The sequence below is a fragment of the Clostridium sp. CAG:221 genome (assembly GCA_000435835.1).
In the GTDB taxonomy this organism is placed as follows: Bacteria; Bacillota; Clostridia; order Clostridiales; family Clostridiaceae; genus Clostridium.
The window spans coordinates 13,792-27,014 of record FR883388.1 but is presented as its reverse complement, the minus strand read 5'-3'; the positions used below and the strand labels follow the sequence as shown (position 1 = coordinate 27,014).

Sequence of the window (13,223 nt, the reverse complement as noted above, 5' to 3'; positions counted from 1 at the left end):
CTTTGGCCTCTCGGGAACTCCCCCATTTAATAAATTTCTTTATTAATTTTTTGTCTCTCAGCAACTGCTTGCCAAACTGACAATGATTAGTATATACGTTTTTGTTACATAATGCAACTTCATATTTCGTCATTTAAGACATTTATAGCTATTTATCAAAGCTTTTATTCTATTTTTCTCTTATTTACTCACTATTACTACCTAAAGTTCTTTATTTATTTTTATTTTAATTATCAGATAATGCTAAAAAGTTATTTATATTATTGAATTATATTAAGTAAAAAATCTTCATATATATTTATTGTGAGAGGGGGGTTTCTTTTGCAAAAGCTTAAAATAAATTATAATTCAAATTCAGCATCCATGGAAATTGCTGAATTTTTAAAAAAATATATTAAACAACAAACCGTTATTGTTTGTATTGGTACTGATAAATGTATTGGAGATTGTCTTGGCCCTCTTGTTGGCACATTGCTTAAGGAAAATAGTTTCCCTATTCCCATATATGGTACTTTGGCTAATCCTATACATGCACTTAATCTGGAGAAAAGTATATATGAAATTAAAAGAATATATCCTTGTTCAACAATTATTGGTATAGATGCTTGTCTAGGAGATACTAATTCCATTGGCGAGATTCATGTGCGTGATTTTCCTATCCATCCAGGGAAAGGTGTTGGCAAAATGCTGCCTGATGTTGGTGATGTATCCATTATCGGTATCATAGATTCCAGTGATAATTCTGAATTCTTCACCTCTAGGAGTATACGTTTAAATTTAATATTTGAAATGGCTAAGGTAATATCTAATGGATTAATACAGTGCTATTCCAACTAAATAATTACTATATATATAAAGAAAAGCTAGGTTATCCTAGCTTTTGTACTACTCAATTAACGATATTTCATTTCCACTATCATCAAATTGTAACTTATTAATATAATTTAAAACTTCACCAGTTCCTTCAACTACTGCTTCTACTGAATTTTCAGCTATTTTTACGTTTAATCCAGTACTAACTTCGATAAGTTTATCTAATCCGTATAATAATGAACCTCCTCCAGTCATTATTATTCCTTTTTCTATTATATCTGCCGCTAATTCTGGTGGTGTTTTTTCTAATATAGATTTAACCCCGTCCACTATTAAGCCAACTGGTTCTTCAAGTGCTTCTCTTATTTCTTCAGAGGTAATTTCGACTTGATCAGGCAGGCCAGTTACTAGGTTTCTTCCCTTCATTACATAAGAACAATCTCTTGCATCTTTATATGCACAACCTATATTAATTTTTAAATCTTCAGCAGTTTTTTCACCTATCATGATTCTATGCTTTAATCTAACATATTTTACTATGGCCTCATCAAATCTATCACCAGCTGACTTAATTGATTTTCTTATTACAACTCCACCTAGTGAAATAACAGCTATATCAGTAGTTCCTCCACCTATATCAACTATCATATTACCATCAGGCTTGGTTATATCTATACCAGCTCCAATAGCAGCAGATAATGGTTCTTCTATTAAATGAACTTCTTTAGCGCCTGAATTTTTAGTAGCATCTATTACCGCTCTCTTTTCAACTTCTGTAGCTTGCGAAGGTATACATACCATTACTTTAGGAGCTATAATTTTCTTTCCTCCACATGCTTTTTTTATGAATTCTTTTAACATTTTTTCAGTTATGTCATAATCGGATATAACACCATCTTTTAAAGGCCTTACTGCTATAATATTTCCCGGTGTTCTTCCTATCATCTTGCGAGCTTCTTCACCTACTGCTAAAATCTTATTATTAACTTTGTTAATAGCAACTACTGAAGGTTCCTTTAATATTACCCCTTTACCTTTAACATAAACCAATACTGTTGCAGTACCTAAATCAATTCCCAAATCTGCACTTTTTCTCCAAAACCACATTGAATTTCACTCCCATTTATATACATAACAATTTAAAAATAATCATTTTTCAACAAAAATTACCTTTATACATCATTATATATATAATAAAGTTATCATTCAATAGCTTTATACTTCATTTTGGTAGCTTTTCCACCTCTTATGTGTCGTTCTGATTTATTAAGTTCCAATACAGAATGTGTCTGTTCTGCTATTGCTGGATTAATCTTAGGAAGTCTTTCTGTCATATCCTTATGAATTGTACTCTTACTTACTCCAAATACCTTTGCGGTCTTTCTAATTGTAGCCTTTGAATCTAATATATACTTAGCTACTTCTAATACTCTTTCTTCTATATAATCTTTCAAAATACTACCTCCCTTTTTAATACGATAACCATACCTTCACTAGCCATTAATTTGGCTAGTGAAGATTTATAACAATTTATCTTTAAAAATTAAAATAACTTGATGGATCTACTGACTTTCCATTAGCATCTTCAACTTGAAGATTTAAAACATCACCGCATATATCAGATGTAAATACTAAAGAACTATTTCCTATTATTCCAATTTCTTGTCCTTCAGTTACCATATCTCCTTCTGAAACATATACTTCTGGATCTAAGTTAGCATATTTTGTTTTTAATCCATTTGCATGTGCAACAACTATATAATTTCCATCTTCACTATTGCTTCCAACTTCTTGAACTTGACCTTCTGCAGCACATTTAACAACGCTTCCAACAGGTGCTTGTAAATCTACACCTCTTCTAGTCATTATTATTTGTTCTTCATCAGTCTTCTTTACTTCAATCATTTCGCCGAAAGATCTACTTACAGTTGCTTCTAAAGGTAATGAAAAAATAATTCCATTTTCGCTTCCAGACATTACTGCAGCATCTTCTGATTCAGCTACATCTGCAACTTCTGAAACATCTGTAGTCTCGCCCTCTGCTACTTCATTATCAGTAACATTGCTTGAAGCGTTCTCAACTCTCTCTGCATTTTGAATCTTTTCATTATTTGCACTTTCTGATGGCTCTAATGAAGTATTCTCCTCAACATTTAAACTTAAATTCTCTTCAACACTATTATCCTTATTTGCTGTACTATTTCTATTTATGGTAAATACAGCAACAGTTGCTATAACACATAAACAAATAAATAAAACAAAGTAAAAACCCTCCTTTCTAAAAAAGTTTTTAACTTTATCACTGTTGTTACTGTTCATATCAACACCTCCTTTTTGTAGTCTTACCGTTTTCATTGAATTAATTCAATTCAAATAACATTTCCGTATAACAAATTTCCCCTTAAAACAACAAAAAGGTCTTTTGAAATATCTCAAAAGACCTTTTTATACATTATCATTATTCTGTTAATTCTAAATTAGTTATTTCAATACCTGTATAATAATGCTTAAGTATTTCATCATAACTACTTCCATTCTTAGCCATTGCATTTGCTCCCCATTGACTCATGCCTACCCCGTGACCATATCCTTTACAATTAAATGTTATAGTATCACCATTAAATTCGTAAGTGAAATTAGTTGAATTTAGTGACAAAGCTTTCCTAAAATCTATACCTCTTATTTCCACATTATTAATATCCAGCTTTATTACTCCTCCAGCTTCACTACTTGACTTTATTTTAAAGTTATTTTTAATATTTTCTACTGTTACATTTAAATTACTAAAATTCGAGTTCAACAAATAAACAAAGTCACTTATCTTCAAACTCTTAGTACTGGTGTATTTAGGTGCTGATTCCTCTCCTGTACTAGACACAGATCTTAAATATGGTATTTCTCCTAGATACACATCCTCTGAGTTCTCAGTCTGTCCTGAACTTGTAGAAAAGAACTGTGGATATAATACAAGTTCCCCATTATAACTCAAAACTTGTCCACTAGTTTCATCTACTGCTTCCTTTATTTTATTCCAATACTCATTTGCATAACTTGCGTCCCATTTTTCCAACCGCTTCTCTTTTGATGTGTATACTTGACAATGGGTTGAATCACAAATATCAATCCCTTCATCAAGTGTACAACTATTAAGCTTCTTACTTGCTAGATAGGTCCTGGCAGCCACAGCTTGTGCTTTTAATGCTTCTTTTTCAAAATTAGCTGGCATTTCATTAGATACAACACCACATATATAATCTTCTAAATTCACTTCTTCAATTTTTCCTGTTTCAGTTATATATACCTTAACTGTTTCATTACCTTTTATTATTATATTATTATTTTGTTTTGTGCTAGCCTCCACTGATTCATTTGAATTAGTTATTTCTTCCACCTGGTTAGCACTTACCTTAGGCTTCATAATAAAAATTGGCATAGCAATCATAAATACTATAATAACCAAAGTAGTAAATACTATACATTTTAATTGTTTTGCCATAACAGTCCTATTTGCCATTTTCCATCCTCCTACTCTAAATAAATATATGTTACAAAAATAGAAAATAACACCTTTTAAGTAGTGATAAATATTACACTAACTCTATAACTTATTAATTTTATAGTAAAAAATAAACTAGGATTTATATCAAACTTAAATACTGTTATTTTTGATATAAATCCTAATTTAAGAAAGCTATTTATTAAATTGTCACTCTTTCAATGTCAGCACCAAGCTTAACAAATTTTTCTTCTATATTAGTATATCCTCTATCAATATGATAAACTTCTCCAATTTCAGTTTGCCCATTGGCAACTAATCCAGCCAATATCATAGCTGCTCCAGCTCTTAAATCTGTAGCCTTGACATTACATCCAGTAAGCTGACTAACACCTTCAACTATAGCAACTTTTCCATCTATCTTGATATTTGCACCCATTCTTCCTAATTCACCAACATGCATAAACCTATTTTCAAATACAGTCTCAGTAATTACACTTACACCTGGCGTCATAGATAATAAAACCATCATTTGTGGCTGCATATCTGTTGGAAATCCTGGATAAGGCATTGTTTTTATATCTACAGGCTTTTTCTCACCTGTTCCATCAACAATCATCCTATTTCCTTCCACGATACAATTTACTCCACACTCTTTTAACTTTTCTATATTTGGCATCAGATGCTGCTCATTAACTCCATTAATAGTAATCTTACTATTGGTTATAGCGGCAGCTACCATAAAAGTACCTGCTTCAATTCTATCAAAAATAGGAGTAAATGGTTCTGGCTTCTTTAAACTTTCAACACCTTCTATTGTAATTCTTCCAAATCCAGCACCTGTTATTTTAGCGCCCATACTATTTAAAAACCGTGCTAAATCCCATATTTCTGGCTCCTCTGCAGCATTTTCTATTACTGTTGTTCCTTCAGCTAAAACAGCACTCATCATTATATTTTCTGTAGCTCCTACAGATGGAAAATCTAAATAAACTCTGTTTCCTATTATTCTTTTTGCTTTTGATTCTACATAGCCATATCCTGTCTCTGATTCTATTCCTAAGCACTTAAATCCCTTTAGATGAAGATCTATTGGACGACTTCCAATATTACATCCGCCAGGCATAGATATTTTACATCTTCCAAATCTTGAAAGCATCGGACCCATAATTAAAAAGGATGCTCTCATCTTTCTTATAAGTTCACTATTAGCATCCACTTCCTTTAAATTAGATGTATCTATAATTAAATCACCTGTTATCTGTGAAAAATTTACTTCACATTCCAATTCTCTCAATAAATTTATTAATACAGTTACATCTTCTAACATTGGCACATTTTTTATTACTATTGGAGTTGGATTTAGTATTGTTGCTACTATTATAGGTAAAACTGAATTTTTAGCAACACTTATATCAACTTCCCCTTGAAGCTTCTTCCCACCTTTAACTATAATCTTTTCCATATTATCCTCCATATTTATTGTTAGTATGTTATGAAAATTGTTGGAGTACCAATAATTAAATATGATCCTGAATTATAATTAACTTGTGCAACATTAATACTTTTATCATCATTCATAACAATGTTACTTACTTTTCCATTATTAATTTCTAAGGATCTTATGGTATCTTGTTTACTATTTTCAATTATACTTTTAGGAATACTTTCAGCACTATATTCTGTTCTGTATTTAACAAATTGAAAAATTCTTGTTCCAGTATACTCATTGCTTCTTATCTCTTTTGCAATGTCTAATAAACTTTCTGTTTTTACTGAACTATCCTTATTTATTAGTATTATTTCTACCTTTGTTTTATTATCTATATTGTATATGCTTATGTCTATATTAACATTTTCATTCTCTGCTTTAATATTATTTCCCTTCTTTACTACATCTACTCCATATTTATTAATTATGCAATTTTCTATTCTTTCGTTTTCTTGATTTTCTGATGAATTGGTGAAATATTGAAACTTTACACCATTTTCTACTATGTCAAACTCTTCAGACATTTTATTTTCAATAACAGAAAAACTTTCTACATCTTGTTTTGCTAAACAATATCCTCCATTAATAATTAATAGAGAAAAGATTCCAAGAAATATAATAAGGATTTTTTTCATATATTTTCTCCCACCTTTCCTCTAAAATTATTGTCCATATATTATTTTTTTATACAAATTTAATATATTATAATATATTAAAAAAACTCTAAAATTGTTACTATTCTACAAAAGCAAGGATTTAATAACAAAAAAAGACTACCTAAATATAATAGGTAGTCTTTTTTTAACCTTGGGCTAATCTTATTCTTGCAATAGCTCTTGCTAAAGATTTTTCTGCTCTCAAAACATCAATATTATCTTTTTGTTTAAGTCGTTTTTCCGCTCTTTCTTTTGATTCTTCAGCACGCCTTAAGTCTATTTCTTCTTGATAATTCATTGAATCCACAATAAAATCAATTATATTATTTTTAACTCTTACTATTCCTGTAGCAGTGAAGATTTTCTTTTCTTCACCATTAGCAGTTTTAATTCTACTTATAGTTGGTATAGTGCTACTTATAATTGGTGTATGCCCTCTCATAAATTCTATTTGCCCTGATGAATTTTCTGTAATTAAAGAAATAATTTCCTCAGTAATTGGACCTCTTCCTGGAGCTATAATATTTAATTTAATTAAATTACTCATATTTATATCTCCTATTTAATCTTATTCGCTTTTTGTATAACATCTTCAATAGTTCCAGCAAATAAGAATGCTGATTCAGGTAAGTCGTCATGCTTTCCTTCTAATATTTCCTTGAATCCTCTAATAGTTTCCTTTATAGGTACATATTTACCTGGCATACCTGTAAACTGTTCACCAACTGTAAATGGTTGTGATAAAAATCTTTGGACTTTTCTTGCTCTATTAACAATAGCCTTATCTTCATCAGATAATTCATCAATACCTAATATGGCAATTATATCTTGAAGCTCCTTATATCTTTCTAATATATGTTTTACTTGTATAGCTACATCATAATGCTCTTTTCCAACAATTCTTGGATCTAATATTCTTGAAGAAGATTCAAGAGGATCAACTGCTGGATATATACCAAGCTCAGATATAGATCTTGATAATACTGTAGTAGCATCTAAATGAGTAAATGTTGTAGCTGGAGCTGGGTCTGTTAAGTCATCTGCAGGTACATATACTGCTTGCACAGATGTAATTGATCCATCCTTAGTTGAAGTAATTCTTTCTTCAAGTGCTCCCATTTCAGTTGCTAATGTTGGTTGATAACCAACGGCAGATGGAATTCTTCCAAGAAGTGCAGAAACTTCTGATCCAGCTTGTGTAAATCTAAATATATTATCAATAAATAATAATACGTCCTGACCTTGATCTCTAAAATACTCCGCCATTGTAAGTCCTGTTAAAGAAACTCTCATTCTGGCACCAGGTGATTCATTCATTTGACCAAATACAAGAGCAGTTTTATTGATAACTCCTGAATCCATCATTTCATGATATAAATCATTACCTTCTCTTGATCTTTCTCCAACACCAGTAAATACTGATAATCCACCATGTTCTTTTGCTATATTATTAATAAGCTCTTGGATTAATACTGTCTTACCAACACCAGCTCCACCAAATAAACCTATTTTTCCACCTTTTTGATATGGAGCAATTAAGTCTATAACTTTAATACCTGTTTCAAACATTTCCGGCTCTAAAGATTGTTCTTTAAAGCTTGGAGCTGGTCTATGTATTGGATAATACTCTTCACTTTCTACTGGTCCACAATTATCAATTGGATTTCCTAATACATTAAATAATCTTCCTAATACATTTTTTCCTACTGGTACTGAAATAGGTTTTCCTGTATCAACAGCTTTAACGCCTCTCTTTAATCCATCTGTAGATTCCATGGCTATAGTTCTAACTATGTCATCTCCCATATGCTGTTCAACTTCAACAGCTAAAACATGATCACCCATATCTATTTTTATTTCATTATATATATTAGGCAATGAATCTGAATCAAATTTTATATCTACCACAGGCCCTATTACCTGAACAACTTTTCCTACTTTTTCTTCAGCCATTTGTCTACCTCCCTGTTACTTTTGAGCTTCAGCCCCACCAACTATTTCACTAATTTCTTGTGTAATAACTGATTGCCTTATTCTGTTATACTTAATATTTAAATTATTAATTATGTCACTAGCATTTTCTGTAGCTCCATCCATTGCTGTCATTCTGGCACTTTGTTCACTAGCTTTAGCATGAAGCATACAATTTTGTAATTGACTCTTTAAATAAGTGTCAATTGAATTATTTAAAACCTCTTCAAAATTTGGTTCTATTAAGTAGTCTTCCTTTTTACTACTATCTGTTTCAAAAGGTAGCATCTTAATTAATATAGGTTCTTGTTTCATTGGCGATATGAATTTTGTATATACTATATTAACCTCAGATATATCACCTTGCTTATATAGATATATGGCTTCATTATATATTTTATTTATTTCTGCTATAGTTGGAATATCTGGAATAGATACATACTGATTAAAAGTACTTAAACCATATTTACTCATATATGATAACCCTTTACTTCCAACTAGTACTATTTTTTCAGTTCCACTTTCATTATCTAAAACTTCCTTAAGATATGCTATAACATTATTATTATATCCTCCACATAGCCCTGTATCTGAAGTTAATACAATATACAATTTATCGCCTTTTCTTTCTGTGCAATATATTGATTCATATCCTTCTGGAAGATTTGAAACTACAACATCAACTATATCTTTGCATAGCTCGTTGTATTTTTCATTATTTGCAAGCTCATTTCTTACTTTTCTTAGTTTAGAAGTGGCAACAAGTCCCATAGCTTTGGTAATTTTTCTAGTACTTTCAACAGACTTTAATCTTCTTTTTATTTCTATAAGTCCCGCTGCTCCCACAGTTCTACCTCCTAAAGAATTGCATAGCTATTTAAAGCTATGCATTTTGTAAAAATATTTTTTTAAATTCTAAAATAGAGTTTTCCATTTTGACTTTTATTTCATCAGTCAATGCTCCCACTTCTACTATTTCTTTTAATAAATCTCTATAATGAGTATCAGCATATTCTAAGAATTCAGCTTCAAACTTTCTTATATCTGAAACATCTATATCAGATAAGAAATCATTAACTACTGCATAAAGAATAAGTATCTCTTTTTCTACATCCATTGGATTGTATTGATCTTGTTTTAATACTTCTACAATTCTCTTACCTTTTTCAAGTCTTCTCTTTGAGTCAGAATCTAAATCTGATCCAAATTGAGTAAAAGCTTCTAATTCTCTAAACTGTGCAAGCTCTAATCTTAAAGTACCTGAAACTTGTTTCATTGCTTTTATTTGAGCATTACCACCAACTCTTGATACTGAAATACCTGCATTAACAGCTGGTCTCTGCCCTGCTAAGAATAAGCCAGTTTCAAGGAATATCTGTCCATCAGTTATAGAAATAACATTTGTTGGAATATATGCGGTAACATCTCCAGCTAATGTTTCTATTATTGGAAGTGCAGTTAATGAACCTCCACCTAATTCATCTGAAAGCCTTGCAGCTCTTTCTAATAATCTTGAATGAATATAGAAAACATCTCCTGGATATGCTTCTCTTCCTGGTGGTCTTCTAAGTAATAGTGACATTGTTCTATATGCTACTGCATGCTTAGATAAATCATCATATATTATAAGAACATCTTTCCCTTGATGCATAAAGTATTCTCCAATACTACATCCAGCATATGGTGCTAAATATTGTAGTGGCGCACTTTCAGAAGCAGTGGCTGCTACTACTATTGAATAATCTAAAGCTCCCATAGTTTCTAATGTGTTAACAATATGAGCAACTGTTGATTGTTTTTGCCCTATAGCAACATATATGCAAATAACATCTTTTCCCTTTTGATTTAATATAGTATCGATAGCAATTGCTGTCTTACCAGTCTGTCTATCACCTATGATTAACTCTCTTTGACCTTTTCCAATTGGAATCATTGAGTCAATAGCCTTGATACCTGTTTGTAATGGTTCTTTAACAGATTGTCTATCGATTATACTTGGTGCTGGAACTTCTATTGGTCTAGTTTTATTAGTTATTATTGGCCCTTTACCATCTATTTCTTCACCTAATGAATTAACTACTCTTCCAAGCATTCCTTCACCAACAGGGACTTCAACTATTTTATTAGTTCTTTTTACTATATCCCCTTCTTTTATTCCTTCTTCTGATCCAAGAAGTACACATCCTACATTATCTTGTTCAAGATTTAATGCCATACCAAATACGCCATTAGGGAACTCTAAAAGTTCACCTTGCATACAATCATCCAAACCGTATACTCTTGCTATACCATCACCGATCTGAATTATTGTACCAGAGTCTATGGTTTGAATCTGTGCACCATATCTTTGAATTTCTTTTTTTATAATTGATGTAATTTCTTCTGGTTTAATATTCATACCATCACCTCTATTCTGCACTAACCATTAATTTCTTTAATTCTTCTAATCTTAATTTTACAGTGCCATCCATTACTTCATTATTAACTCTTACATATATTCCACCTAGAATGCTTGAATCAATAACTTGTTGTAAAATAATTTTCTTATTATATTTCTTTTCAAGCTTTGTAATTAAATTATTATACTGCTCTTCACTTAAAGGTTCTGTAGTCTTTACTATTCCTCTATAAGTATTCTTTCTTTCAAGGTCGATTTTTTCCATTTCATTAAGCTTTTCTCTTAAGAATAGTATTCTATCCTTTTCTATTAATATTAATAAAAATGATAAAAGCTCTTCATCAATATTACCTTTAAAAATATTTATAAAAGTTTTCTTTTTTTGCTTTGTACTTATTTGAGGATGCTTAACTACCTCGTAAAAATCTTTATTATTATCTATAAGGTCACAAATTTCTCTTAAATCATTTAAATACTCTTGCACTTTACCTTTCTCTTCAGCAACTTCATAAAGGGCAAGGGCATATCTTCGGTCTAAATACTCAAACATATTTAATTTCCTACCTCAGTAATAAACTCATCAATAAGCTCTTTATTTTTTTCTTTATCAATATTTTTTTCGATAACCTTAGTAGATAACTCTAAAGCTAAATCAATAGCTTCTTTCTTTAATTGATATTCAACCTTTTCTCTTTCTCTATTGATTTCAACTTTAGCTCTTTCGATGATTGTATTAGCCTCATTTTTAGCTTCTAACACAATTTCATCATAAATCTCTTCTGCTTTTCTTTTCTTTTCTTCTGTTATCTTTTTACCTTCTTCTCTAGCTTGCTTTAATATTCTTTCATTTTCAATAGCAAGAAGTCTAGCCTTGTTAGTAGCTTCTTCTGCATCATCCATCTGCTCATTTATGTATTCTTCTCTTTCGTCAATAATTGCCTTTACTTTTCCAAAGAAGAAATGCTTAAGTATTGCAAATAAAATAAAGAAGTTAATCAAACTTGCTAATATAAGCCCTAGGTTTATTTCCATAACAAAAATTCGCCTCCTTTTTTGGGAGTATTTATTAAATACCTAATTATGTTTTTATTAGAATACGAAAATTAATAAGATTGAAATTAGTAATCCATAAATAGCTGTTGCTTCTGCAAACCCAGCACCTATAAGTAAAGTTGTTGTAATTTTACCACTTGCTTCAGGCTGTCTTGCTATACCTTCAACTGCTTTCCCTGTTGCTATACCTATTCCGATACCTGCTCCTATACCTACTAATACCGCTATTGCTGCTGCTATTGCTTTTACTCCTAAATCGCTCATTACTAAATACCTCCTAAAAATTAATGTTCTGCTACGACTTTCATATTTATCATTGTTAACATAACAAAGATAACCATTTGAATTGTTCCATCAAATACATCAAAATATGCATGTAATGGTACTGGAAGCCCTATCTGAGCTATCCATGCAACTTTTTCAAGTGATTCATACACTAGCTCAACGATAAATGACGCTGCTAGTATGTTACCAAATAATCTTAAAGACAATGAAACTGGAAGCATTATTCTCTCAATTATATTAAGTGGCAACATGAATAACATTGGCTCTCCGTAACCTAAAAAATAATGTCCTAGTCCTACTTTCTTAATTGCATATCCTTGTATTGCAAAGAATGAAATTAATCCTAAAGTAAGGGCTACACTATAATTCTTTGTTGTTGGAGCTATACCTATAAGTCCTAAAAGGTTCATAGGTAAGATAAATGCTGCTATAGTTCCTATAAAAGGAATTACATCCCTATATTTTTCTCCCATATTAGCATCTACCAAATTCATTAATGATGTGTAAATATATTCTACAACAATTTGTTTTTTACCTTCTGGTCTTCGTTTTAAATCTTTTGTTGACCACCAAGCTAATACTCCAACTAATAATATTACTATTAACTGAATTATTGCTTCTGGTTTTATATCTAAAGCAAGACCTCCGATGTAAAAGGTATAAATGGCTTCGCTAACATCCATTTAATCACTTCCTTTCTGGCTCTTAATCCAACCAAAAATTATAATTGGAAAATGTGTTATAAACCCTGCTAAATATAAAAGAAGATGATATTTATTATTTGCAAAAATTAATGCAATTATTATTACTGTTGAAATTCTAATAAATGTACTTACTACGGAAAATACATTTCCTTTTCCTGCATTTAGACTTTTGTCAAGAATAATACCTCTAATCACAAAGTTTAGCATAGCTATTATTATTCCTAATAAAAATATAAGTGCACCTTTAGGATTTATAAAGAAAATAATTAATGCAATAATTGACCCAAATAATATGTCCTCTTTTATGACAAGCTTTAAAAGAGCCTTCATTTCTATAGTCATATAAATCTCCTCC

16 protein-coding genes are annotated in these 13,223 nt (G+C 30.7%); 1 reads left to right on the top strand and 15 read right to left on the bottom strand.

All coding sequences use genetic code 11. The annotated features are described in order from the left end of the window. The first annotated feature begins 321 nt into the window (after window positions 1–321). Entirely contained in the window at window positions 322–837 is a 516-nt protein-coding gene (gene yyaC, locus Q5O44_RS05255) for a spore protease YyaC (RefSeq protein ID WP_022167345.1), read from the top strand. Between the two features lie 48 nt (window positions 838–885). Here the strand turns inward: yyaC and mreB are convergent, their stop codons facing one another. The 15 genes from mreB to Q5O44_RS05180 all read right to left on the bottom strand — a co-directional run bounded on the left by mreB (window position 886) and on the right by Q5O44_RS05180 (window position 13,210). Then, the gene (mreB, locus tag Q5O44_RS05250; protein ID WP_022167344.1) at window positions 886–1,920 is read right to left on the bottom strand and encodes a rod shape-determining protein MreB; all 1,035 of its coding nucleotides are present in this window, start codon (window positions 1,918–1,920) and stop codon (window positions 886–888) included. Window positions 1,921–2,015: 95 nt separating this feature from the next. Beyond that, window positions 2,016–2,267, bottom strand: a complete 252-nt coding sequence (gene spoIIID, locus Q5O44_RS05245; protein ID WP_022167343.1) for a sporulation transcriptional regulator SpoIIID — start codon at window positions 2,265–2,267, stop codon at window positions 2,016–2,018. Between the two features lie 82 nt (window positions 2,268–2,349). Next, entirely contained in the window at window positions 2,350–3,132 is a 783-nt protein-coding gene (locus tag Q5O44_RS05240) for a M23 family metallopeptidase (protein ID WP_022167342.1), read from the bottom strand. Window positions 3,133–3,271: 139 nt separating this feature from the next. Further along, window positions 3,272–4,327 (bottom strand): stage II sporulation protein D, encoded by a 1,056-nt coding sequence (gene spoIID / locus Q5O44_RS05235; protein ID WP_022167341.1) that lies wholly within the window; start codon window positions 4,325–4,327, stop codon window positions 3,272–3,274. Window positions 4,328–4,511: 184 nt separating this feature from the next. After that, complete coding sequence (gene murA / locus Q5O44_RS05230) at window positions 4,512–5,774, bottom strand: UDP-N-acetylglucosamine 1-carboxyvinyltransferase (RefSeq protein ID WP_022167340.1); 1,263 nt, start codon at window positions 5,772–5,774, stop codon at window positions 4,512–4,514. A 20-nt stretch (window positions 5,775–5,794) separates the two neighbouring features. Then, complete coding sequence (locus tag Q5O44_RS05225; protein ID WP_022167339.1) at window positions 5,795–6,436, bottom strand: hypothetical protein; 642 nt, start codon at window positions 6,434–6,436, stop codon at window positions 5,795–5,797. 166 nt (window positions 6,437–6,602) lie between these two features. Beyond that, a complete protein-coding gene (gene atpC, locus Q5O44_RS05220) occupies window positions 6,603–7,004 on the bottom strand; it encodes an ATP synthase F1 subunit epsilon (protein WP_022167338.1) in 402 nt (133 codons plus the stop codon). A gap of 11 nt (window positions 7,005–7,015) precedes the next feature. Continuing rightward, window positions 7,016–8,410: a F0F1 ATP synthase subunit beta gene (gene atpD / locus Q5O44_RS05215; protein ID WP_022167337.1), complete on the bottom strand. Its 1,395-nt coding sequence runs from the start codon at window positions 8,408–8,410 to the stop codon at window positions 7,016–7,018. A gap of 15 nt (window positions 8,411–8,425) precedes the next feature. After that, window positions 8,426–9,274: an ATP synthase F1 subunit gamma gene (gene atpG / locus Q5O44_RS05210; RefSeq protein WP_022167336.1), complete on the bottom strand. Its 849-nt coding sequence runs from the start codon at window positions 9,272–9,274 to the stop codon at window positions 8,426–8,428. A gap of 37 nt (window positions 9,275–9,311) precedes the next feature. Further along, on the bottom strand, window positions 9,312–10,826 hold the full coding sequence (atpA, locus tag Q5O44_RS05205; RefSeq protein ID WP_022167335.1) for a F0F1 ATP synthase subunit alpha: 1,515 nt from the start codon (window positions 10,824–10,826) through the stop codon (window positions 9,312–9,314). Between the two features lie 10 nt (window positions 10,827–10,836). After that, the gene (locus Q5O44_RS05200) at window positions 10,837–11,376 is read right to left on the bottom strand and encodes a F0F1 ATP synthase subunit delta (RefSeq protein ID WP_022167334.1); all 540 of its coding nucleotides are present in this window, start codon (window positions 11,374–11,376) and stop codon (window positions 10,837–10,839) included. 2 nt (window positions 11,377–11,378) lie between these two features. After that, a complete protein-coding gene (locus tag Q5O44_RS05195) occupies window positions 11,379–11,858 on the bottom strand; it encodes a F0F1 ATP synthase subunit B (protein WP_022167333.1) in 480 nt (159 codons plus the stop codon). A gap of 57 nt (window positions 11,859–11,915) precedes the next feature. Then, window positions 11,916–12,143, bottom strand: a complete 228-nt coding sequence (atpE, locus tag Q5O44_RS05190) for an ATP synthase F0 subunit C (protein WP_022167332.1) — start codon at window positions 12,141–12,143, stop codon at window positions 11,916–11,918. 20 nt (window positions 12,144–12,163) lie between these two features. After that, a complete protein-coding gene (locus Q5O44_RS05185) occupies window positions 12,164–12,847 on the bottom strand; it encodes a F0F1 ATP synthase subunit A (RefSeq protein ID WP_022167331.1) in 684 nt (227 codons plus the stop codon). Then, window positions 12,848–13,210: an ATP synthase subunit I gene (locus tag Q5O44_RS05180; protein WP_022167330.1), complete on the bottom strand. Its 363-nt coding sequence runs from the start codon at window positions 13,208–13,210 to the stop codon at window positions 12,848–12,850. Window positions 13,211–13,223 lie beyond the last annotated feature (13 nt).

Bases quoted from the DNA above. Each gene is read 5' to 3' on its own strand.
- mreB (WP_022167344.1), bottom strand. From the start codon at position 1,920: ATGTGGTTTTGGAGAAAAAGTGCAGATTTGGGAATTGATTTAGGTACT.
- Q5O44_RS05240 (WP_022167342.1), bottom strand. From the start codon at position 3,132: ATGAACAGTAACAACAGTGATAAAGTTAAAAACTTTTTTAGAAAGGAG.
- spoIID (WP_022167341.1), bottom strand. From the start codon at position 4,327: ATGGCAAATAGGACTGTTATGGCAAAACAATTAAAATGTATAGTATTT.
- murA (WP_022167340.1), bottom strand. From the start codon at position 5,774: ATGGAAAAGATTATAGTTAAAGGTGGGAAGAAGCTTCAAGGGGAAGTT.
- Q5O44_RS05225 (WP_022167339.1), bottom strand. From the start codon at position 6,436: ATGAAAAAAATCCTTATTATATTTCTTGGAATCTTTTCTCTATTAATT.
- atpC (WP_022167338.1), bottom strand. From the start codon at position 7,004: ATGAGTAATTTAATTAAATTAAATATTATAGCTCCAGGAAGAGGTCCA.
- atpD (WP_022167337.1), bottom strand. From the start codon at position 8,410: ATGGCTGAAGAAAAAGTAGGAAAAGTTGTTCAGGTAATAGGGCCTGTG.
- atpA (WP_022167335.1), bottom strand. From the start codon at position 10,826: ATGAATATTAAACCAGAAGAAATTACATCAATTATAAAAAAAGAAATT.
- Q5O44_RS05200 (WP_022167334.1), bottom strand. From the start codon at position 11,376: ATGTTTGAGTATTTAGACCGAAGATATGCCCTTGCCCTTTATGAAGTT.
- Q5O44_RS05195 (WP_022167333.1), bottom strand. From the start codon at position 11,858: ATGGAAATAAACCTAGGGCTTATATTAGCAAGTTTGATTAACTTCTTT.
- atpE (WP_022167332.1), bottom strand. From the start codon at position 12,143: ATGAGCGATTTAGGAGTAAAAGCAATAGCAGCAGCAATAGCGGTATTA.
- Q5O44_RS05185 (WP_022167331.1), bottom strand. From the start codon at position 12,847: ATGGATGTTAGCGAAGCCATTTATACCTTTTACATCGGAGGTCTTGCT.
- Q5O44_RS05180 (WP_022167330.1), bottom strand. From the start codon at position 13,210: ATGACTATAGAAATGAAGGCTCTTTTAAAGCTTGTCATAAAAGAGGAC.